The following is a 21,733-nucleotide window of genomic DNA, read 5'->3' as shown; positions in this document are numbered from 1 at the left end:
CCGGTGGTGCCCGGAGTGCTGATCGCGGGGGGAGCGCATAGCATCCCGGTGTACCGGTATGTCTGAATGGTCCCTTTCGTGGGGGAAGAAGGGTGGGCGAGATGGGGAACCCGGTCGGCACGGATCCGGAGGCGGTGCGGCGGACGGCGGCGCGGGCGTGGATCTGGGGCTACCCGATGGTGGAGAACTACCGGACGATCTACCCGCAGGCGATCGACGACGCGGACCCGCGGTACGTCGGCGGCTTCGGCGTGTTCCGGCACTACCCGCGGCCCTTCACCCCGGACAACACGGACGTGGTGACGCCCAACAACGACACCCCGTACTCGTGGGCCTGGCTGGACCTGCGGGCCGAGCCGTGGGTGCTGGAGAAGCCCGCGACCGACCGCTACCACGTGCTGCCGGTGCACGACCTGGACACCGCGTACGTCGGGTTCGTCGGCTCGCGGACCACCGGGGACGGCGCGGGCCGCTACCTGGTCGCGGGGCCGGGGCACCGGGCGAACCCGCCGGAGGGCTTCGACGGGGTGCTGCGGGCCGACACCAACCTGGTCGGCATCCTCGGGCGGACGTTCTCGGCGGGCCCGCAGGACGTGCCGGAGGTCGAGCGGGTGCAGGCCGGGTACCTGCTCAAGCCGCTGAGCGAGCACCTGGGCACGCCCCGCCCGGTCGCCGCGGAGCCGGTGTGGCCGGTGTGGCGGGGCGAGGAGGTGCTCGGCACCCTGGAGTTCTTCTCGCTGCTGGACTTCCTGCTGGGCTTCTTCCCGGCCCTGCCCGCGGACGCCGAACTGCGCGGTCGGCTGACCGAACTGGGCATCGGCAGCGGCGACTTCGAACCGGCGGCGCTACCCGCCGAGGTGCGCGACGCCCTGCTGGCGGGCATCGCGGACGCCCGCGAGGAACTGGTCGCGGCCACCGAGGGCGCGGCCACCGGCACCGCCCTGTTCGGCACCCGGGAGCAGCTGGGCACCCGCTACCTGGACCGGGCCTGCGGCGCCCTCAAGGGCCTGTACGGGCTGCCCGCCGAGGAGGCCTGGTACGGCGGCTGGGAGTCGGCGGCGGGCGGCCGGGAGCCCGCCGTGCTGCGCTTCGCGGCCGGGCAGCTCCCGCCGGCCCGGTTCTTCTGGTCGGCGACCGCGTACCGCCTCCCCGAACGGCTGCTGGTCGCCAACGAGATCGACCGGTACTCGATCGGCGACCGCACGCCGGGCCTGGTGTACGGCGAGGACGGCTCGCTGACCCTCTACCTGCAGCACCAACGCCCCACCGACCCGGACGAGTTGGCGAACTGGCTGCCCGTCCCGGAGGGCCCGTACTTCGTCGCGGTGCGCGCCTACGGCCCGCAACCCGCGCTGCTGGACGGCAGTTGGCGGCTGCCCACCCCCACCCCTCGATGAAGTCACCGACCAGACAAGGACGTTCGCATGGCTGACGCCACCCCCGAGATGCTGGCCGCCGAGGCCCTGGTGTACGGATCCCCGCTGGTGGCCAATCTGACCATGGTGGACGCGATCGTCCGCCGGGGGCTGAGCTCGATCGGCCCGACGCCGTGGAACACCTTCGGCCACGCCACCGAACTCGCGGGCCCCGCTTCGCACTTCGTGTCGGTGAACAACGACACCGTGTACTCGGTCGCCCCGCTGGACCTGTCGGCCGGCCCGCTGCTGCTGCACGTCCCGGACACCGGCGGCGCGTACGACGTGCTGCAGTTCATCGACTCCTGGACGAACAACTTCGCCTACGTGGGCCGCCGTTCCTCCGGCACCGCCGAGCAGACCTGGCTGATCGCCCCGCCCGGCTGGCAGGGCGCCGCCCCGGAGGACGTGCCGGTGATCACCGCGCCGACGACGGTGGCGGCGATCGCGGTGCGCAACTACTGCGCCGGGCCGGACGACCTGGCGCGGGTCCGCGAACTGCAGCGGCAGTTGACGCTGACCCCGCTGGAGGGCTCCGGCACCCCGGCGGGGCTGCCGGAGCCGACCGCGGGCGTCCCGGAGGAGCTGCTGTTCCTGGAGAGGCTGCGGCTGTGGATGGCGGCCTTCCCGCCCGCCGCCGCCGACGTCGCCTTCCAGCAGCGCTTCGCCCCGATCGGCCTGCTCGACGAGGGCCGCTCGCCCTACCTGGACGGCCCGGCCGCGTGGGCGGCGGCGCTGGCCAAGGGCCTGGCGGCGGGCCGGGAGCGGGTGGAGGCGGCGACCCTCGGCACCGGCGACCCCACCGGCGAGTGGGCGGCCAACCTGCACCTGTTCGACTACAACCTGGACTTCCTCGGCCCCGGCACCCGCGACGAGCCGCAGTGGAAGATCGCCGACCGCCGCGCCGCCTACCTGTCCCGCGCGGTCGCGGCCCGGACCGGCCTGTGGGGCAACCACGCCTACGAGGCCGTGTACGCCACCACGTACCACGACGCCGACGGCGTCCCGCTGACCGGCGCGCACGCGTACGTCCTGCGGTTCGAGAGGACCCCGCCGGTGGGCGCGTTCTGGTCGGTGACGATGTACGACACCCCGGAGTACCTGCTGGTCGCCAACGAGATCGACCGGTACTCGATCGGCGACCGCACGCCGGGCCTGGTGTACGGCGAGGACGGCTCGCTGACCCTCTACCTGCAGCACCAGCGCCCCACCGACCCGGACGAGTTGGCGAACTGGCTGCCCGCGCCCGCGGGCGGGTTCCGGCCCATGGTGCGGATGTACCAGCCACAGGACGCGGTGCTCGACGGCAGCTACCGGCTGCCCGCCGTCCGGTTGCGCTGACCGGGGAGGGGACGGAGATGGGTGAGGCGAGCAGATGCTGGCCTCGGCGGTCGGCATCGCGATCAGTCCGCTGCCGCTGATCGCGGTGATCCTGATGCTGGCGACCCCGCGCGGGCGCTCCAACGGCATCGCGTTCACGGCGGGCTGGGTGGTGGCGCTGGCCGCGGTCACCACCGTGGTGGTGCTGGCCGGTTCGGGCATCGACACCGACGCCGGGACGCCCGACTGGTCGTACTGGGTGAAGCTGGTGCTGGGCGTGCTGTTCCTGCTGCTGGCGGCCAAGCAGTGGCAGGGGCGGCCCCGGGAGGGGAGGGTCGCCGAACCGCCGGGCTGGATGCGGGCGATCGACCGGTTCACCCCGGCGAAGTCGGCGGGGCTGGCGGTGGTGCTGGCCGCCGCGAACCCGAAGAACCTGGTGCTGGCGGTCGGCGGCGCGGTCTCCATCGCCACCAGCGGCGCGAGCGGCGGCGGCAAGGCGGTCGCGGGCGCCCTGCTGGTGCTGATCGGCTCGCTGTGCACCCTGCTGCCGCTGGGCGTCTACCTGCTCGGCGGGTCGCGGGCGAGCGAGGTGCTGGGCGGCTGGAAGGCGTGGATGTCAGCGCACAACTCGGCGATCATGCTGGTGCTGCTGCTGGTCCTCGGCGCGAAGTACGTGGGTGACGCCGTGGCGGGGCTGGCCTGATGCGCCGACCGTCGTTGCGGTCGCTGCGGTCGCTGGGGCGGCCGAAGCCGAGCGACGTCACCTCCGGGCTGGTCACCGGCCTGTTCTCGATCCCGGAGGGCATGGCGTACGCGTCGATCGCCGGGTTCAACCCGGTCGCGGGCCTGTTCTCCGGCGTCGTCCCGGCGGTCGTCGGCTCGCTGACCGCCCGCACCGTCCTGATGGTCACCACGCTGACCAGCGCGATCGCGCTGACCTCGCAGAGCGTGCTGAGCGACGCCGGGCTCGACCCGTCCGACGCCGGGAACGTGGCGGTGCTGGGCCTGCTGTCCGGCGTGGTGATGCTGCTGATGGGCGTGCTGCGCCTGGGCGTGGTGCTCAGCTTCGTCTCCAACGCGGTCATGGTGGGCTTCTCCACCGGCATCGCGGTGCAGATCGTGGTCGGCGTGCTCGAGGACGCCACCGGGTACGCGCCGCAGGGCCACAACAAGCTGGTGCAGCTGGGCGACTGGCTGGCGCACGTCGGCTCCTGGGAGTCGGCCGCCACGCTGGTGGCAGTCGCGACCGTCGCGGTGTGGGCGCTGGCGCACGCGGTGCGGCGGCTGCGGACGGTGGCGCTGCTGGTGGCGATGGTGGTGGTCAGCGTCGTCGTCGCCGTGCTCGGCACCGACGTCGAACTGGTCAAGGACATCGCCGACATCCCCGCCGCGCTGCCGCACTTCACCGCCCCCGACTGGTCCGCGCTGCCCCACCTGGTCGGCGGGGCGCTGTCGATCGCGCTGGTGGCGCTGGCCCAGGCCGCCGGGATCAGCCCCTCGGTGCCCAACCCGGACGGCTCGAAGTCGAGCGTCAACGGCGACTTCGCCGCGCAGGGCCTGGCCAACGTCACCGGTTCGCTGTTCCAGTCGCTGCCGGTCGGCGGCTCGCTGTCGCGCACCGGCGTCGCCGTCTCGGCCGGGGCCCGGACCCGCTGGGCGGGCGTGTTCTCCGGCGTCTGGCTGGCGCTGATCGTGCTGGCGCTGGCCCCGCTGGCCGAGCACATCCCGATGCCGGTGATCGGCGGGCTGATCATCGTGGTCGGCGGCGAGCTGATCGTCGGCAAGCTCGCCGACATCGGGCTGGTGCTGCGCACCTCGAAGCTGTCCGCCGCCGCGATGGTGGCCACCTTCCTGGGCACCACCCAGCTGCCGCTGCAGCAGGCGATCATCCTCGGTGCGGTGCTCTCGCTGCTGCTCTACTGCGTCCAGGCCTCCCGGCAGGCGAAGCTCACCGCGCTCACCCGCACCGCGGACGGGCGCTGGGAGCTCGCCGACGCCCCGGCCGAACTGCCCGCGGGCCGGGTCACCGTGCTCGCCTACGGCGGGGTGAGCCTGTTCGCCGAGCTCCCGCTGATCGAGGCCGACTGGCCCCGCGCCCCGGACGGGCCCGCGGTGCTGGTGCTGGTGGTGCGCGCCGTCCCCGACGTGCCCTCGTCCAGCATGGTCAAGCTGCTGCGGCGCAGGAACGACGAGCTGGGCGCCCGCGGCGGACGGCTGATCGTCGCCGGGGCGCAGCCCTCCTTCGTCCGGCTCGCCGAGCACACCGGGCTGGCCGGGGCGCTCGGCCCGGACGGAGTCGTTCCCGCCGACCCCGTCCTGGACGCCTCGCTGGAGGAGGCCGTGGCCCGCGGTGAGCGCTGGCTGGCGGGCGAGCGCACCGCGGCGGACTGACGCCCCGTCACGGCGACGGCGGGGCCGAGGCGGACGGGGAGGCCGGGGAGGCCGAGGCCGAGGACGCGGACGCGGAGGGGGAGGGCTCCACTGGCGCGGACGTGGACGCGGACGGCGACGGTGACGGCGAGGGGCTCGTCGTGGCCGGAGCGGAGGCGCTCGCCGAGGAGGAGGGCGAGGGCGCCGGGGTCGGCGTGGCGCTGTCGGAGGGCGCGGAGGTCGGCGTCGGCTCCGGGGTGGGCACGCCGCGGTGGTCGCTGCCGCCCTCCAGGGTCACCACGGCGCTGGACGGCGGCAGCGCCAGGTGGGCCGTCCAGCGGGACTGCGGGGCGCGCGCCTCGTCCACCGTGACGGTCACGGTGATCCGCTGCCCGGGGGCCAGGGTGCCGGAGTCCCGGCTGAGCCGCAGCCAGTCCGCGTCCAGCACGGCGTGCCAGGACAGCGGCCCGTCCCCGGAGTTGGTGAGCGTCAGCACGGTGCGGTTGCCGTACGCGCCGGCCTCCACGGTCAGCCGGTCCGCGGGGGCGGCGGGCGGCAGCGGGACGGGTTCGGGGGTCAGCGCGGGGCTGGAGAGCGGCGCGGCGCCGTGCGAGGGCACCGGCACGGCCGGGCCTTGCACCGTCGGCAGGGACGTTTCTGCGGTCACCGCACCGGCCAGCTCCATCGAGGCGACCTGGCCCGCCGGGGGCAGCACCGCCACCGCGACCGCCGTCGCCTCCGGCACCGGGACGCGCTGCCCGGGCGCCGCCGTCGGGTCGACCCGCACCGAGGAGACCGCCGCGGCCCGTTCCTCGTCGCCGCCGCGGTGCGCGCTCCACAGCGCCACCACCGGCGCGGCCAGCACCGCCGCCAGCACGCCCGTGGTCACCACCCGCTGCCGCACCGCCGTGCCGCGCGGCGCCGGGGGCATCCGGTGCCGGGGGAAGCCGCGCTGGTCGAACCGCGGCTGGGCCGGGCCCTGCGCGACCCGCCGCCCGGCCGCCGCGCCGGACAGGAACGCCGCCCCGCCGGAGGGCGCCGTCCGGCCGGGGCGCAGCACCCCCGGCGCGGCCAGCAGCGGCAGGCCCGGCAGCCCGGCCAGGCCGTGCCCGAGCTGGCCCGCGACCCGCTCGGCGGTGCCCCGGCAGGTCGGGCACTCCACCAGGTGCAGCACCAGTTCGCGGCGCAGCGCCGGGCCCAGCACCCAGCCCCGCCAGGACTCCGCGCCGACGCCGCCGAGCTGCGCCAGCTCCGGGCAGGAGCCGACGCCGAGCACCAGCAGCGCCGTCCTGGTCCGGCCGACCTCGGCGCCCGCCGCGTCCAGCAGCGCGGCCGCGGCCTCGGTGCTCAGGCCGAGCACGGCGGCGACCTCGGTGCCGTCCAGCCGGTGCCGCACCGCCAGCTCCAGCGCCTCGCGCTGCTCGGGGTCGGTGCCGGCCGCCTCCGGCCAGGCCAGCGAGGCGAGTTCGCGCCGCCGTTCGCGGACGGTGCCGGGCCCGGGCGGCCCGCCCGCGGGGGCGCCGTCCGCCGCGACCGCGCCTTCGAGCCGGGCCAGGCAGCGGTGCCGGGCCAGCGCGTACAGCCAGGCGCGCAGCAGCGCCGGGTCGTCGAGCCGGTCGCCGTGGCGCTGGGCCAGGTCGCGGACTTCCAGGACGGCCGCGGTGGCGGCTTCGTGCTCGCAGAGCACGGACAGGCAGTAGGTGAAGAGCCCGTCGACACAGGCGCCGTACGCCCGGAGTACCGGGGACGGGTCGACGGGGTGGGGCTGGCCGGTGGTCACCCGATCGACGGTAGGCAGCCGAAACCCGCCGTCCGGGAGGTTTCGGCCGTCTGTCCCCCTTTCGGGTCACCGGACCGATTCCTTGTTCGGCCGGTTGACGCCGTTCGGGTGAGGTCCGGGCGTTGTCGGTGCGAGGCGCTACCGTGGCCCGCATGGCTGCCCGTACCAAGACCACCGCCAAGGCGCGCCCCTCGTACCGCTGCACCGAGTGCGGCGCCCAACTGCTCAAGTGGGTGGGCCGCTGCACCGAGTGCAACGCCTGGGGCACGGTGGAGGAGCACGGCGCCGTCCCGATCCGGACGACCGCGGCCGGGCCGGTCTCCGCGCCCGCCAGGCCGATCGGCCAGGTCGACGGGCAGGTGGCCACCGCCCGCTCCACCGGCGTCCCGGAGCTGGACCGGGTGCTCGGCGGCGGCCTGGTGCCGGGCGCCGTGGTGCTGCTCGCGGGCGAGCCCGGCGTCGGCAAGTCGACGCTGCTGCTGGACGTGGCGGCGAAGGCCGCCAGCGACCGGCACCGCACGCTGTACGTCACCGGCGAGGAGTCCGCCGGGCAGGTGCGCCTGCGGGCGGACCGGATCAACGCGCTCTCCGACCACCTCTACCTCGCCGCCGAGCAGGACCTCGGCGCGGTGCTCGGCCACGTCGAGGCGGTCAACCCCTCGCTGCTGATCATGGACTCGGTGCAGACCGTGGCCTCCGCCGAGCTGGACGGCGCACCCGGCGGCCCCGCGCAGGTCCGCGAGGTGGCGGGCGCGCTGATCCGCGCCTCCAAGGAGCGCGGCATGGCCACCCTGCTGGTCGGCCACGTCACCAAGGACGGCCAGATCGCCGGTCCCCGCCTGCTGGAGCACCTGGTGGACGTGGTGCTCTCCTTCGAGGGCGACCGGCACGCCCGGCTGCGGCTGATCCGCGGCGTCAAGAACCGCTACGGCGCGACCGACGAGGTCGGCTGCTTCGAGCTGCACGACGAGGGCATCGTCGGCCTGGCCGACCCGTCCGGCCTGTTCCTGACCCGCCGCGACAAGGCCGTCCCCGGCACCTGCCTGACCGTCACGCTGGAGGGCAAGCGCCCGCTGGTGGCCGAGGTGCAGGCGCTGATGGTCGACTCGCAGATCCCCTCGCCGCGGCGCACCACCTCGGGCCTGGAGTCGCCGCGGATCGCGATGATCCTGGCGGTGGTCGAGCGGCACGGCGGCGTGAAGCTCGGCAAGCAGGACATCTACACGGCCACGGTCGGCGGCGTGAAGCTCACCGAGCCCTCGGCGGACCTGGCGATCGCCCTGGCGGTGGCCTCCTCCTCCACCGACACGCCGCTGCCGGAGAACCTGGTGGCGATCGGCGAGGTCGGCCTGGCGGGCGAGGTGCGGCGGGTGACGGGCGTGCAGCGCCGCCTCGCCGAGGCGCACCGGCTCGGCTTCACGCACGCCCTCGTCCCGCCGGACCCGGGCAAGGTCCCGGCGGGCATGAAGGTGGTGGAGGTCGCCGACATCGGCGAGGCGCTGCGGGCGATCCCGGGCCGCCGCTCCCGTTCGAAGCCCCGCGCGGAGGGCGCCCAGCCCACCCGCACGCCCGCCCAGCAGGGCGCCGACGCCCTGGCCCGGGCCCGCGCCCAGGCCCCCGTCCCGGCCTTCCCGGAGGAGCTGATGGCGGGGTGGGAGCCGGTCGACTCGGACGAACTGGGCTGACCCACGCCCCGCCGCGGCCGTACGCAGTTAGACTTCACCTGCTCATCGGCATCAGTAGCAGCAACAACAGACAGACCGTCGGCCGCCGCGGCACACGGTTAGGGTCGGCCCAAGGAGTCACGTGGCAGCCATCGACCGGGCGGACAAGTCCTCCCGCGAGGAGGCCCTGCTGCGGGCCTCCCTCAGTGCGATCGCCCCGGGCACCGCGCTGCGGGACGGCCTGGAGCGGGTGCTCCGGGCCAACACCGGCGGCCTGATCGTCCTCGGCTTCGACAAGAGCGTGGACGCGCTGTGCACCGGCGGTTTCGTGCTGGACGTCGAGTTCACCGCCACCCGGCTGCGCGAGCTGTGCAAGCTGGACGGCGCGGTGATCCTCGACAAGGACCTCACCAAGATCCTGCGCGCGGGCGTCCACCTGATGCCGGACGCCAACATCCCCACCGACGAGACCGGCACCCGCCACCGCACCGCCGAGCGGGTCAACCGGCAGACCGGCTACCCGGTGGTCGCGGTCTCGCACTCGATGCGGCTGATCGCCATCTACGTCAACGGCGCCCGCCGGGTGCTGGAGGACTCCACCACCGTGCTGTCCCGCGCCAACCAGGCGCTGGCCACCCTGGAGCGCTACAAGCTCCGCCTCGACGAGGTGGCCGGCACGCTGTCCGCGCTGGAGATCGAGGACCTGGTCACCGTCCGGGACGTCTCGGCGGTGGTGCAGCGCCTGGAGATGGTCCGGCTGATCGCGGGCGAGATCGCCGGGTACGTGCTGGAGCTGGGCACCGACGGCCGACTGCTCTCGCTGCAGCTGGACGAGCTGATCGCGGGCGTCGAGCCGGAACGCGAGCTGGTGGTGCGCGACTACTTCCCGGACCGCGCCGCCAAGAAGGGCCGCACCGTCACCGAGGTGCTCGCCGACCTGGAGGCGCTCACCCACGCCGAGCTGCTCGACCTGCAGACCGTCGCCAAGGCGCTCGGCTACACCGGCACCCCCGAGTCGCTGGACTCCGCGGTCTCCCCGCGCGGCTACCGGCTGCTGGCCAAGGTGCCGCGGCTGCCCAACACCGTCATCGAGCGCCTGGTCGACCACTTCGGCGGCCTGCAGAAGCTGCTCGCCGCCTCCATCGACGACCTGCAGACCGTCGAGGGCGTCGGCGAGACCCGGGCCCGCTCGGTGCGCGAGGGCCTGTCCCGGCTCGCCGAGTCCTCGATCCTGGAGCGGTACGTCTAGGTCCTGCCGACCTTCGGCGGGTCCACCGTGTAGAGCAGCGCGAACAGGACCGCCTCGACGGCGTCCGGGTCGGTGGAGTCGCCCTCCGCGAACGCCTCCTCCAGCGCCCCGTCGATCCGTTCGCGCAGTCGCCGCAGCCGTTCCGGGCTGAGCCGGAGGGTGGCGTGCGCGAACTTGCCGACCCGCTTCTCCGGGGACATGTCGATCCGTCCCGCCAGGAAGTACCGCTGGAACTCGGAGCGCACCAGGTCCATCGCGGCCAGCACCGCCTCCAGTACGGCCGGCTGTTCCCCGTTCTCCGCGAACACCGGCGGCGACAGCCGCAGCGACTGCTGCGCCGAGCGGTAGCGGCTCTCCACGATCCCGGAGACCAGCCGGGTCTCCGCCACGTACACCAGCCCGGTCTGCTCCAACTGCTTGACGTGCCGGTACAGCTTGGTCGGCGCCTCGTCGAGCTCGGCGGCGACCTCCTTCACCGACACCGGCTCCGGGTCGCGCTTCATCAGCACCCCGAGGACGGCCAGCCGCAGCGGGTCCGCCAGGGCCTTCAGCGTCGCGACGTCCGTGACCTCGCGCTCCTTCATCTGATCCACCACGTTCACATTCAGCCATGGCGTCAACGCTTGTGCAATTGTTCTCCGCCGTGCAACCATTCACGCTTGCATGAATGGTTGCATACTCGTGAACATGGGCGGAGACATGAACGGGGTACGAGGGATGACCGCGACACTCGAACCGGAAGCGGCCGTGGTGCCACTGCGCCGCAACCGCCGCTTCCAGACGCTCTGGGCCGGCTCCGCGTCCGCGATGCTCGGCACCTGCCTCGCCGACACCGCGTACCCGCTGCTGCTGCTCGCGATGACCGGCTCCCCGACGGTGGCCGGGGCGTTCGGCGCCGTCCAGTTCGGCGCCTCCGTGCTGTTCGGCCTGCACGGCGGCACGGTCGCCGACCGGCACGACCGGCGGCGGATCCTGATCCTCGCCGACACCGCCCGGCTGCTCACCGCGCTCAGCGTCGCGCTCGCCCTGGCCGCCGGCCGGCTGACCGTCCCGCACGCGCTGTTCGCCGCCGCCGTCATCGGCGCGACCATGGCCTACGGCGGCCCCGCCCGGATGCTCGCGCTGCGCGCCGTCGTCCCGCCCGAGCAGCTCCGCCAGGCCCTCTCCCAGGACGAACTCCGGGTCAACGGCGCCGCGCTGGCCGGTCCGCCGCTGGCCGGGTTCCTGCTCGGCCTCGGCACCGCCGTGCCCTTCCTGACCACCGTCCTCACCTCCGGCCTGGCCCTCGGCGCGAGCGTCGCCGTCCGCTTCGACTCCCGCCCGGACGCGCGGGAGCAGGCGGGCGGCAAGGAGAAGGGCGCCGCGTTCGCCGGCCTGCGCCACCTGTTCGCCAACCGGATGCTGCGCGGCACCGTGCTGGTCGTCTCCGCGCTCAACCTCACCGGCTCGGCGATGCTCCTCGCCGTCATGGTGCTGCTCCGCGACCACGGCACCACCGAGGCGGGCATCGGCCTGGCCCTCACCGGCGAGGCCGTCGGCGGCCTGCTGGGCGCGCTGCTGGTCTCCCGCCTGCACCGTCTGCTGCGCCCCGGCGTCCTGCTGCTGGCCGTCGCCTGGTCCGCGGTGCTCTCCTTCGCCGCCCCCGCGGCGGCGGCCGGCCCGCTGGTGGTCTTCGCGGCCCTCGCCCTCACCGGGCTCGGCGTGCCCGCCCTGCGCGTCATGCTGGACGTCCTGGTCTTCCAGCGCGTCCCCGAGGCGATGCGCGGCCGCGCCGTGGCCGGCACCATGACCCTGCTGATGGCGGGCCTCCCGCTCGGCACCATGGCCGCGGGCCTGCTGCTCGACCGGCTTCCGGCCCCGACCGTCCTGCTCCTGCTCGCCGCGGTCCTCGCCGCCGCGCTCCTCCCGCTCACCCTCGGCCGCTCCCTGCGCGGCACCGGCTGGAACGGGTAGGCGCCGCCCGGGGGTTCAGCCCTCCAGGCGGACGGAGGTCCGGGCGGTGAGCGGGCCGCCCGCCGGGCTGGTCAGGTCGGCCTGGACGAGGTAGTTGCCGGGCTGGGCGGGGGTCGGGTCGGGGGTGGCGCACTGGGGCTTGGAACGGCTGCGGTCCCAGGTGAAGGTCTCGGTGACGCCGCTGTTGCCGCCGATCTGGGCCCAGGCGTCGGTGTGTTCGGTGACGCAGTCGGCGGAGGACCAGACCCGCTCGTTGGCGCTGGAGGTCACGGTCAGGAAGGAGTGCTCGTGCGAGAGGTTGATCCGGCAGCCCGCCCCGGAGGAGTTGCGGATCGTCAGCGCCAGCTTCGGCTTGTCCTTCGCCGCGAACGAGTTCTGCGCGGGCGCCAGTTCCAGGGTGAGCTGCGAGGTGGTGCACACCGGCAGGGCCATCACCTCGGTGGTGTTCAGGGCCGGCGAAGCCCCGCCGCCGGGGCGGGAGTTGCCGCCGCCCCCGCTGCCGCCGGTCGAACCGCCGCCGCCCGTGCCGCCGTTCGCACCGCCGTTCGAACCGCCGGAGGAGCTCCCGCCGCCGGTGACGCTGATCTCGCCGCCCGCGCCGCCGCTCGCGCCGCCGCTCGAACCGCCGGAGGAACCGCCGGAGGAGCCGCCGGGCCGGGTGGTGATCGCCGAACCGGTGGGAGAGGCGCCGGGGGTGATGGTCTGCGCGGGCGCGGGCTGCGGGCCGCCCCCGGCGGCCTTCTTCTGCTTGTCGTCGTCGCCGCCGAACACGAGCAGGCCGATCACGAGGAGGACCACGGCGAGGGCGAGGAGGACCACGACGCGGCGCCGCCAGTAGATCGAGGCGGGCAGCGGTCCGACGGGCTGGCGCAGAGAAGGCACGCGCAAACTCTACGAGACCTTGTGCACCTGTTGACGCATCAACACCTTACCGGGACCACTTCTTTCACATGATCCGCCATTTGGTCCGGAAGGGGGACTCGACACGTCGGTGCGTCGCCCTATAGTCGCCCTCATGGCCTCACCGCACGACCACGCCCCCACCGGCGCCGGCCTCGACCCGGCGCAGATGATCGCCGAGGCGCGACGCGCGTTCTTCGTCATGTTCGGATTCCTGTGCCTGGTCTGGGCGGCGCAGCTGGTGAACTGGCTGCTGGACGGGCGGATGGCCATGATGCACGGCATCCGCCCGCACGACCCGGACACCCTCGGGTACCTGCTGACCGCGCCCTTCCTGCACGCGAACTGGCAGCACCTGGAGGGCAATTCGGGCCCGCTGTTCGTGTTCGGCTTCCTCGCCGCCTACCGCGGGGTGCGCAAGTTCCTCGGCCTGACGGCGCTGCTGGTGGTGATCAGCGGGATGACGGTGTGGCTGTTCCAGGACGGCGGCACGGTGACCGTCGGCGCGAGCGGCCTGGTCTACGGCTACCTCGGCTACGTGGTGCTGCGCGGCCTGTTCGACCGGAACCTGATCGACTCGCTGATCGGCCTGGTGATGGGCGCCTCCTTCGCCTACGTGCTGACCGCGGCCGTCCCGGGCACCCCCGGGGTGTCCTGGCTGGGCCACCTCGGCGGCCTGGTCGGCGGCCTGGTGGGGGCCTGGCTCTTCCGCGACCGGCAGGCGAGGCGGCCCGCCGCGCTGTCCGCCGGGGGCGACCACCTGCCGGTGCCCGCCCCGGCCCCCGACGCGAAGGGCGCCCGGGCGTCGGCGGCCCCGGCCAGCCCGCGGGCGGCCCTGCTCAAGGAACTCGACGACCTGGGGCTTTAAGCCCGCGGGGCGGGTCGTGGCAGGATCGAGGGACCATGGCTGCCACTGCTCCGACCCTTGCCCCGGGCGCCGTCCAGGCGCTGCACTCGACCGTCATCGGCTGGTACGAGGCCCACGCCCGCGACCTGCCCTGGCGGGCCCCCGACGCCTCGCCGTGGGCCGTGATGGTCAGCGAGTTCATGCTCCAGCAGACGCCCGTGAAGCGGGTGCTGCCCGCGTACGCGGCCTGGCTGGAGCGCTGGCCCACGCCCGCCGACCTGGCCGCGGACGCGCCCGGCGAGGCGGTGCGGATGTGGGGGCGGCTCGGCTACCCGCGCCGCGCGCTGCGGCTGCACGGCGCGGCCGTCGCGATCACCGAGCGGCACGGCGGCGAGGTGCCGAGCGACCACGCGCAGTTGCTGGCGCTGCCCGGCGTGGGGGAGTACACGGCGGCCGCGGTCGCCTCGTTCGCCTTCCGGCAGCGGCACGCGGTGCTGGACACCAACGTCCGCCGGGTGTTCGCCCGCGCGGTCACCGGCGTCGAGTACCCGGCGAACGCCACCACCGCCGCCGAGCGCCGCACCGCGCACGAGCTGCTGCCCGCCACCGACGAGCGGGCCGCCACCTGGGCGGTCGCGGTGATGGAGCTGGGCGCCCTGGTCTGCACCGCCCGCGGCCCGGAGTGCGGCGCCTGCCCGCTGCGCGCCGACTGCGCCTGGCAGCGGGCCGGCCGCCCCCCGCACCAGGGCCCGGCCCGCCGCGGGCAGACCTACGAGGGCACCGACCGGCAGGTCCGCGGCAAGCTGCTCGCGGTGCTGCGGGACGCCCACGGGCTGGTCACCCAGGGCCAGTTGGACGTGGTCTGGCCGGACGCGGTGCAGCGCGCCCGGGCACTGGACGGGCTGGTCGCCGACGGCCTGGTCGAGCCGGTCGGCCCGGGCACCTACCGGCTGCCGCAGTAGGTTCCCGCGCCCGGACGCGGGCCCGGCCCCCCCCCCCCCGCCCCCGGGGGGGGGGGGGGGGGGGGCCGGGCGGGGGGGGCGCGCACAGCGCGCCCCCCCCGGGGGGGGGCGGGGGCCCCGCGGGGGGGGGGGCGGGGGCGGGGGGGGCGCCCCCCCCCCCCCCCCCCCCCCCCCCCACCCCGGGTCCGCCCGGTCGCGGACGGGGTCGCTGTCCCCTGCTGACCCGACCGCGGCACCGGGGCGCGGTCCCACGGCGGGCCCGTGCCCGCCACGCGCACCCGGTGGACCGGAGATGATCCACGCGTGGTTCCGCCGCGCGGTGCCGCCCGCACCTGGAGGGCGCCGACGTTCCGCGCGGTCTCCCGGTGCAACGATTCGCCCGCCCGCGCGGTCACGGGCGGCGGCGCGGGCAGTCGGGTGAAAGCGTCCCGGTAGACTCGGGGGTGACACCCCTTGTACCGCCCGCCGGAAGGCCGTCCGTGTCCGCTGATACACCCGCCCAGTCCGTCCCCGAGAACGACACCGTCCTGGTCGTCGACTTCGGCGCCCAGTACGCCCAGCTCATCGCCCGCCGGGTGCGTGAGGCGCGGGTCTACAGCGAGATCGTGCCCAGCTCGATGCCGGTCGCCGAGATGCTCGCCAAGAACCCCAGGGCGATCATCCTCTCCGGCGGCCCGTCCTCGGTCTACGAGGAGGGCGCCCCGCAGCTCGACCGCGCGCTCTTCGAGGCGGGCGTGCCGGTCTTCGGCATGTGCTACGGCTTCCAGCTGATGGCCAAGACCCTCGGCGGCACCGTCGACAACAGCGGCGCCCGCGAGTACGGCCGCACCCCGCTGACCGTGACCCGCTCCGGCTCCACGCTGTTCGAGGGCGTCCCGGACAAGCACTCCGTGTGGATGTCGCACGGCGACGCCTGCTCGGCCGCGCCCGAGGGCTTCACCGTCACCGCCTCCACCGACGTGGTGCCGGTCGCCGCCTTCGAGAACGACGACCTCAAGCTGTACGGCGTGCAGTACCACCCCGAGGTGATGCACTCCGAGCACGGCCAGCAGGTGCTGGAGCACTTCCTGTACCGCGGCGCGGGCATCGCCCCGAACTGGACCACCACCAACGTGGTCGAGGAGCAGGTCGCGCTGATCCGCGCGCAGGTCGGCGACAAGCGCGCCATCTGCGGCCTGTCCGGCGGCGTGGACTCCGCGGTCGCCGCCGCCCTGGTGCAGCGCGCCATCGGCGACCGGCTGACCTGCGTGTACGTCGACCACGGCCTGATGCGCAAGGGCGAGACCGAGCAGGTCGAGAAGGACTTCGTCGCGGCCACCGGCGTCAAGCTGGTCGTGGTCGACGCCGAGGAGCGCTTCCTGACCGCGCTGAAGGGCGTGTCCGACCCCGAGCAGAAGCGCAAGATCATCGGCCGGGAGTTCATCCGGGTCTTCGAGCAGGCCCAGGCCGACATCATCGCCGACGAGGGCCCGGCCGTGGAGTTCCTGGTCCAGGGCACCCTGTACCCGGACGTGGTGGAGTCCGGCGGCGGCACCGGCACCGCCAACATCAAGTCCCACCACAACGTCGGCGGCCTCCCCGAGGACCTGGAGTTCCAGCTCGTCGAGCCGCTGCGCAAGCTGTTCAAGGACGAGGTCCGGATGGTCGGCCAGGAGCTCGGCCTGCCCGCCGAGATCGTCCAGCGCCAGCCCTTCCCCGGCCCGGGCCTCGGCATCCGGATCGTCGGCGAGGTCACCAAGGAGCGCCTGGACCTGCTCCGCGAGGCCGACGCCATCGCCCGCGAGGAGCTGACCCTGGCCGGCCTGGACGCCGAGATCTGGCAGTGCCCGGTCGTGCTGCTGGCCGACGTCCGCTCGGTCGGCGTGCAGGGCGACGGCCGCACCTACGGCCACCCGATCGTGCTGCGCCCGGTCTCCTCCGAGGACGCCATGACCGCGGACTGGTCGCGCCTGCCCTACGAGGTGCTGGCGAAGATCTCCACCCGGATCACCAACGAGGTCAAGGACGTGAACCGGGTCGTCCTGGACGTCACCTCCAAGCCGCCGGGCACCATCGAGTGGGAGTGATCCCACCGGCAACCGTGTGACCGCGCCGCCGCTTCCCGCGCCAGGGGAGTGGCGGCGCGGTCATGTGGGAAGGGCACCGGGCACAATCGGACCCGACCCCGCCGGCGGACGGCGGGCGGCGAGCGGCGAGCGGCGAACGAGAGGGCGGCGAGGATGGCGACGGGGACGGGCAGTACGGCGGGCGGCACCGCGGGCGGCAGGACCACCGAGTGGAAGGCGCTGGGCTCGCGGTACGCGCTGCTGCCGCTGCGGCTGTTCCTGGGGGCGACCTTCGTCTACGCCGCCTTCGACAAGCTCTCCGACGCGCACTACCTGGCCGGGGCGGGCGACCCCGCCTCGTTCTACGCCCAGACGAAGGCCGCCGAGGGCAGCAGCCCGATCGGCTGGGCGCTCGGCCCCGCCCTGCACGCGCCGACCTTCTTCGGCCTGCTGGTCGCCTTCGGCGAGCTCGCCGTCGGCCTGGGCACCCTGCTCGGCCTGTGGGGCCGGGTCGCCGCGCTCGGCGGCGCGCTGCTGTCCGCCTCGCTCTGGCTGACCGTCAGCTTCCACACCACCCCGTACTACCTCGGCAACGACCTGGCCTACCTGCTGGCCTGGACGCCGCTGCTGCTGGCCGGCACCCCGTACCTGTCGGTCGACGGCTACCTCGCCGCCCGGGCCGCCCGCGACCGGGCCCGCGGCCTCGCCGAGGACGCGGTGCGCCGCCGCGCCCTGCTCGACGGCGGCATCGCGGCCGTCGCGCTCGGCGGCGCCGGGCTGCTGTCCGGCTCGCTCACCGCCGGCTTCGGCCGGGACGAGGCGCCCGCCGCGGCGGGCGCCGGTGCCACCAGCCCCGTCCCGCAGCCCGGCCCCGCGGTGCCCGCCGCGCAGGTCCCGGTCGGCGGCGCCGCCACCGTCAAGGACCCGGCCAGCGGCGACGCGGTCTACATCGTCCAGCCCGCCGCCGGGAAGTACGCGGGCCTGTCCTCGGTCTGCACCCACTCCGGCTGCGCGGTCAACCCGCCCAAGGACGGCAAGCTCTATTGCCCCTGCCACGGCTCCACGTTCGACGCCGCCACCGGCGCGGTGATCACCGGCCCGGCCGTGAAGCCGCTGCCCACGTACGCCGTCACCAAGAACGGCGACCAGTTGGAGCTCGGCCCCCAGCAGTCCTCCTGAGCCCGTCAGTCCAGGGTGCGGTCGTCGTCCCGGGCGCCGCCCCGGCCGCGCCGGGCCGCGGCCACCAGGGCGCCGGCCAGCCCGCCGCCGCCGAGCACGATGCACGTCAGCGGCAGCACGAAGCGGCTGTTCACCTCGCGGTCGTTCAGCGAGGCGACCAGGTACAGCACCGCCAGCGCGGTGAACAGCCCGCCCGCGACCAGCGCGTACACGTCGAACCGGTGTTTCCGCATCACCGCACCACCTCGATGTCCCCGGCGCCCACGGACACCGTCAGTTCCAGTACGCCCCTGGACGGTTGGCCGCCCGGGACCTCGATCACCACGTCCTCGTCGGTGCCGGGGCCGCTGAAGTGCTGCCCGTCCGGCAGGGACGCGTCGCCCACCCCGTTGTGGACCTTCAGCCGCAGCTCCACCCCGGACGGCACGGTCACCCGGGCCGCGCCCGCGCCGACCCGCAGTTCGGTGTGCAGGGTGCCGCCCGCCGGGTCCAGCGCCGACAGGTCGAGCCGCGCGTCGCCGAACGCCAGGGTGTAGTGCTCCTGGAGCTGCTGCGGGGCGGAGACCGTCCAGCGGTGGTCGCCGGTGGAGCCCGCGACCGTCGCCGAGGTGCCGGCCGAGAAGACCAGGCCCGCCGTCAGCAGCAGCGACAGCAGGGTCAGCCCGCGGGTCCGCCCCCAGCGGGCGCTGACCACCATCGCCAGGCCCAGCGGCAGCAGCGCCACCGCCAGCACCGTCGACCAGCGCTGCTGCCCGTGGTCGCTCGCCGCGACCGCCCAGGACGCGCCGAGCGCCACCAGCACCGCCGACGCGCCCAGCACCGAGGTGCCGCGCTCCGCCCGGCGCCGGGCCTTCCACTCGCGGTGCCGCTCCATGTTCGCCCGGTACTGCTCCATCGCCTCCTGCTGCCGGACGCGGTGGTCCGCCATCCGGCGCTCCATCCGCTCGTGGTAGCCCTCCTCGGCGGGCTCCGCGCGCGGCTCCTTGCGCAGCGGGTCGCCCTCCGGCAGGTCGGTGCGCTGCCACCACGGCTGGGCGGGCGCCCCGGGCGGCGGCGTCGCGCCGCCGTACGGGTTGCGCTCCGGGTGCCGCGGGTCCCACAGGTAGCCGGACGGGCCGACCGGCGGGGTGTCGGCGGGGCGGTCCTCGGCGGCGGCGCCGCCCGCGGCCTGCTGCTCGTGCCAGGCCCGGATCCGCTCGTGCAGCTCGGCGCTGCGGACCTTCCACTCGCCGCGCAGGTCGCGGCTGACCGACTCGCCCCAGGTCTTCCAGTCGGCGAACGGGCCGGTGTCCTCCAGCCGGTCCCGCGGGCCGGGCGGCGGCGGGGGCGGCGGGGCGTCGTCGCCGCCGAAGCGCCGCCGCCGCTCCGGGTCGTAGCGCAGCCCCAGGAACACCAGCGCGGCCAGCAGCAGCAGCGGGAACAGCTGGCCGCCGTCGCCCATCGAGGAGAAGAACACCCCGGTGCCGATCACCGTCAGCAGCACCGCGCCGACCGACTGGCCGTCGACCCGGCCGGTCAGCACCCGCTGCAGCTCGGTGCGGCCGCCCTCGCCGTCCGCGGCCTCCCGCGGCACCACCAGCCAGGCCAGGCCGTACAGGAACAGGCCGAGCCCGCCGGTCAGGCCGAGCACCGCGATCACCACCCGGAACACCACCGGGTCGATGTCCAGGTAGCGGCCGAGGCCGCCGCACACGCCCGCCACCACCCGGTGCCGGGAGGAACGGGTGAGCGCCGGCCGGCCGTCGGCGGGGGCGGCCGGGGGGTCCGCCGGGGTCTGGTCGTCCGTCATGTCCCCCATCCTCCCGGGCCGTCGGGCCCCGCCCAACCGTCCGGGGCCCGGGAGCGACCCTGAACTGTCCCTGAGGCACCTCAGGGGCCGGACCCTGATGCGCCGCTCCACCGCCACCTGCGACCATCGGTGCCGTGGCCGTACCCGAGACCAGAAGCACCGAGCCCGCGCCGACCGAGACCCCGGCCGGCGCGCCGCCCTACCGGCGGCTGTACCGCAGCCCGCACGGCCGGATCCTCGGCGGCGTCTGCCAGGGCCTGGCCACCCACCTCGGCGTGCCCGTCACCTGGGTGCGGCTGGCCTTCATCGTGCTGTTCTTCTCCGAGGGCATCGGCGCCCTGCTGTACGCCGCGTTCTGGGTCGTGGTGCCGCTGGGCATCAACCAGGCCGCCCCCGGCGCCGACCGCCCGGCCCGCCGCGGCGACGCGGCCCCCGGCCGCTTCGGGCGGCTGCGCGACCTGCTGGAGCGCACCTTCCACGGCGACGAGGGCGCCCCCGCCACCGACGAGGACGGGCAGCGCCCCGCCCCGGTCGAGGGCCGCGGCCGGGCCGGCAGCATGGGCCAGCTGTTCGCCCTGGTCGCGCTGGTGATCGGCGTGATGGCGCTGCTGTCCGCGCTGGGCATCCAGACCGCCAAGCCGTACGTGTGGCCGCTGCTCGCGGTCGGCATCGGCGTCGCCCTGGTGTGGCGGCAGGCCGACGACTCGCGCTGGCAGAGCTGGTTCGGGCTGGAGCCGGGCAGCCGCAAGGGCGCCTACCTGCGGGTGCTGTCCGGGGTGCTGCTGGTGGTGGCCGGCATCATCGGCTACTTCGTCACCCAGGGCGTCGGCTCGCCGCTCGCGCTGGTCGTCGAGTCCTCGCTGGCCGTGGTCGCGGGCGTGCTGGTGCTCGGCGGCCCGTCGATGCTGCGGATGTGGCAGGACCTCGGCGCCGAGCGCACCGCCCGCATCCGCGCCCAGGAGCGGGCCGAGATCGCCGCGCACGTCCACGACTCGGTGCTGCACACCCTCACCCTGATCCAGCGCCGGGCCGAGGACCCCAAGGAGGTGCTGCGCCTGGCCCGCGCCCAGGAGCGCGAGCTGCGGCTGTGGCTGTACCGCCCGGAGGCCGCCGCCGCGGCCGCCCCCGACACCCTCGCCGAGCACCTGCGCGAGATCGTCGCCGAGGTCGAGGACCGGCACGGCGTCCACCTGGAACTGGTCTGCGTCGGCGACTGCCCGATGGACGAGCGGATCGCCTCGCAGATGCAGGCGGCCAGGGAAGCCATGGTGAACGCCGCCAAGTACGGTGGCGGTGGACCGGTCCAGGTCTACGCGGAGGTGGAGGGGAGGACGGTGTCGGTGTTCGTCCGCGACCACGGCCCCGGCTTCGACCCCGACGACCTCCCCGAGGACCGCATGGGCGTACGCGAATCGATCATCGGCCGGATGCGGCGCAACGGGGGCACCGCTCGGGTGCGGCCCGCGCCGGACGGCGGGACCGAGGTCGAGCTGGAGATGGAGAGGGCGGCAGATGACTGACGCAGCGTCGCAGGAGGCGGCACCCGGCCGACGGGCCCGGGTGGTGCTGGTCGACGACCACCGGATGTTCCGCACCGGCGTGCGCGCCGAGATCGGGCGCACCGACGAGACCGGCATCGACGTGGTCGGCGAGGCCGACGACGTGGAGTCCGCGGTCCGGGTGGTCGCCGAGACCCGGCCCGACGTGGTGCTGCTCGACGTCCACCTGCCCGGCGGCGGCGGCGTCGAGGTGCTGCGCCGCTCGGCGGGCGTCGAGGGCGTGCGCTTCCTCGCGCTGTCCGTCTCGGACGCCGCCGAGGACGTGATCGGGGTGATCCGCGGCGGCGCCCGCGGCTACGTCACCAAGACCATCACCGGCACCGACCTGGTCAACGCGATCTTCCGGATCGCCGACGGCGACGCGGTGTTCTCGCCCCGGCTGGCGGGCTTCGTCCTGGACGCCTTCGCCGCCACCGACACCCCGCCGGTGGACGAGGACCTCGACCGGCTCACCCAGCGCGAGCGCGAGGTGCTGCGGCTGATCGCCCGCGGCTACGCCTACAAGGAGATCGCCAAGCAGCTGTTCATCTCGGTCAAGACGGTGGAGAGCCACGTCTCCGCGGTGCTGCGCAAGCTGCAGCTCTCCAACCGGCACGAGCTGACCCGCTGGGCCACCGCCCGCCGCCTGGTCTAGACCGCCTGACCGGGCCCGGCGGGGCGCGCCGCCGGGCCCGGACCGAGGTCCCCCCGGGCCGCGCCGT

General features: G+C 75.0%; 18 protein-coding genes. 13 read left to right on the top strand and 5 right to left on the bottom strand.

From position 1 onward, the window contains the following. Nucleotides 1–101 precede the first annotated feature (101 nt). The 4 genes from ACFY00_RS17230 to ACFY00_RS17215 are packed head-to-tail and all read left to right on the top strand — an operon-like array spanning nt 102 to nt 5,126. On the top strand, nt 102–1,397 hold the full coding sequence (locus ACFY00_RS17230; RefSeq protein WP_388032257.1) for a DUF1254 domain-containing protein: 1,296 nt from the start codon (nt 102–104) through the stop codon (nt 1,395–1,397). A gap of 27 nt (nt 1,398–1,424) precedes the next feature. Further along, nucleotides 1,425–2,756, top strand: a complete 1,332-nt coding sequence (locus ACFY00_RS17225) for a DUF1254 domain-containing protein (protein WP_388032255.1) — start codon at nt 1,425–1,427, stop codon at nt 2,754–2,756. Between the two features lie 34 nt (nt 2,757–2,790). Next, nucleotides 2,791–3,438 (top strand): GAP family protein, encoded by a 648-nt coding sequence (locus tag ACFY00_RS17220; protein WP_388032254.1) that lies wholly within the window; start codon nt 2,791–2,793, stop codon nt 3,436–3,438. Then, the gene (locus ACFY00_RS17215; protein ID WP_388032253.1) at nt 3,438–5,126 is read left to right on the top strand and encodes a SulP family inorganic anion transporter; all 1,689 of its coding nucleotides are present in this window, start codon (nt 3,438–3,440) and stop codon (nt 5,124–5,126) included. The genes ACFY00_RS17220 and ACFY00_RS17215 overlap by 1 nt, the downstream gene beginning before the upstream one ends. Before the next feature lie 7 nt (nt 5,127–5,133). Here the strand turns inward: ACFY00_RS17215 and ACFY00_RS17210 are convergent, their stop codons facing one another. Beyond that, the gene (locus ACFY00_RS17210; protein ID WP_388032252.1) at nt 5,134–6,885 is read right to left on the bottom strand and encodes a sigma-70 family RNA polymerase sigma factor; all 1,752 of its coding nucleotides are present in this window, start codon (nt 6,883–6,885) and stop codon (nt 5,134–5,136) included. 152 nt (nt 6,886–7,037) lie between these two features. Between ACFY00_RS17210 and radA the strand changes: the two genes are divergently transcribed. After that, complete coding sequence (gene radA / locus ACFY00_RS17205; RefSeq protein ID WP_388032251.1) at nt 7,038–8,570, top strand: DNA repair protein RadA; 1,533 nt, start codon at nt 7,038–7,040, stop codon at nt 8,568–8,570. A 121-nt stretch (nt 8,571–8,691) separates the two neighbouring features. Then, the gene (gene disA, locus ACFY00_RS17200) at nt 8,692–9,798 is read left to right on the top strand and encodes a DNA integrity scanning diadenylate cyclase DisA (RefSeq protein ID WP_342449633.1); all 1,107 of its coding nucleotides are present in this window, start codon (nt 8,692–8,694) and stop codon (nt 9,796–9,798) included. On the opposite strand, the gene ACFY00_RS17195 is transcribed toward disA, so the two are convergent. Next, a complete protein-coding gene (locus ACFY00_RS17195) occupies nt 9,795–10,394 on the bottom strand; it encodes a helix-turn-helix domain-containing protein (protein WP_388032249.1) in 600 nt (199 codons plus the stop codon). The two genes, disA and ACFY00_RS17195, sit on opposite strands and share 4 nt — an antisense overlap. A gap of 121 nt (nt 10,395–10,515) precedes the next feature. Between ACFY00_RS17195 and ACFY00_RS17190 the strand changes: the two genes are divergently transcribed. Then, on the top strand, nt 10,516–11,751 hold the full coding sequence (locus ACFY00_RS17190; protein WP_388032247.1) for an MFS transporter: 1,236 nt from the start codon (nt 10,516–10,518) through the stop codon (nt 11,749–11,751). 15 nt (nt 11,752–11,766) lie between these two features. Here the strand turns inward: ACFY00_RS17190 and ACFY00_RS17185 are convergent, their stop codons facing one another. Continuing rightward, the gene (locus ACFY00_RS17185) at nt 11,767–12,633 is read right to left on the bottom strand and encodes a hypothetical protein (RefSeq protein ID WP_388032245.1); all 867 of its coding nucleotides are present in this window, start codon (nt 12,631–12,633) and stop codon (nt 11,767–11,769) included. Between the two features lie 133 nt (nt 12,634–12,766). On the opposite strand from ACFY00_RS17185, the gene ACFY00_RS17180 reads away from it, so the two are divergent. The 4 genes from ACFY00_RS17180 (at nt 12,767) to ACFY00_RS17165 (ending at nt 17,684) form a co-directional block, all read left to right on the top strand. Next, on the top strand, nt 12,767–13,519 hold the full coding sequence (locus ACFY00_RS17180) for a rhomboid family intramembrane serine protease (protein WP_388032243.1): 753 nt from the start codon (nt 12,767–12,769) through the stop codon (nt 13,517–13,519). A 35-nt stretch (nt 13,520–13,554) separates the two neighbouring features. Then, nucleotides 13,555–14,460, top strand: a complete 906-nt coding sequence (locus ACFY00_RS17175) for an A/G-specific adenine glycosylase (RefSeq protein ID WP_388032241.1) — start codon at nt 13,555–13,557, stop codon at nt 14,458–14,460. Between the two features lie 479 nt (nt 14,461–14,939). Further along, on the top strand, nt 14,940–16,526 hold the full coding sequence (gene guaA / locus ACFY00_RS17170) for a glutamine-hydrolyzing GMP synthase (protein WP_388032239.1): 1,587 nt from the start codon (nt 14,940–14,942) through the stop codon (nt 16,524–16,526). Between the two features lie 153 nt (nt 16,527–16,679). Continuing rightward, the gene (locus tag ACFY00_RS17165) at nt 16,680–17,684 is read left to right on the top strand and encodes a ubiquinol-cytochrome c reductase iron-sulfur subunit (protein WP_388032237.1); all 1,005 of its coding nucleotides are present in this window, start codon (nt 16,680–16,682) and stop codon (nt 17,682–17,684) included. A gap of 5 nt (nt 17,685–17,689) precedes the next feature. Here ACFY00_RS17165 and ACFY00_RS17160 read toward each other — a convergent pair whose 3' ends face one another. Beyond that, nucleotides 17,690–17,917, bottom strand: a complete 228-nt coding sequence (locus tag ACFY00_RS17160) for a hypothetical protein (protein WP_388032236.1) — start codon at nt 17,915–17,917, stop codon at nt 17,690–17,692. Beyond that, nucleotides 17,917–19,473 carry a PspC domain-containing protein gene (locus ACFY00_RS17155; RefSeq protein ID WP_388032235.1) on the bottom strand — a complete coding sequence of 519 codons (1,557 nt, stop codon included), beginning with the start codon at nt 19,471–19,473 and terminating at the stop codon, nt 17,917–17,919. The genes ACFY00_RS17160 and ACFY00_RS17155 overlap by 1 nt, the downstream gene beginning before the upstream one ends. Nucleotides 19,474–19,607: 134 nt before the next feature. Between ACFY00_RS17155 and ACFY00_RS17150 the strand changes: the two genes are divergently transcribed. After that, complete coding sequence (locus tag ACFY00_RS17150; RefSeq protein ID WP_388032233.1) at nt 19,608–20,993, top strand: PspC domain-containing protein; 1,386 nt, start codon at nt 19,608–19,610, stop codon at nt 20,991–20,993. Beyond that, the gene (locus tag ACFY00_RS17145) at nt 20,986–21,666 is read left to right on the top strand and encodes a response regulator transcription factor (RefSeq protein WP_285737117.1); all 681 of its coding nucleotides are present in this window, start codon (nt 20,986–20,988) and stop codon (nt 21,664–21,666) included. Before ACFY00_RS17150 ends, ACFY00_RS17145 begins: the two co-directional genes overlap by 8 nt. Nucleotides 21,667–21,733: the final 67 nt, after the last annotated feature.

The sequence above is a fragment of the Kitasatospora sp. NPDC001540 genome (genome assembly GCF_042894345.1).
GTDB lineage: Bacteria > Actinomycetota > Actinomycetes > Streptomycetales > Streptomycetaceae > Kitasatospora > Kitasatospora phosalacinea_C.
Note: the sequence above shows the minus strand (reverse complement) of the source record. Positions and strands in the feature narration are given on the sequence as shown.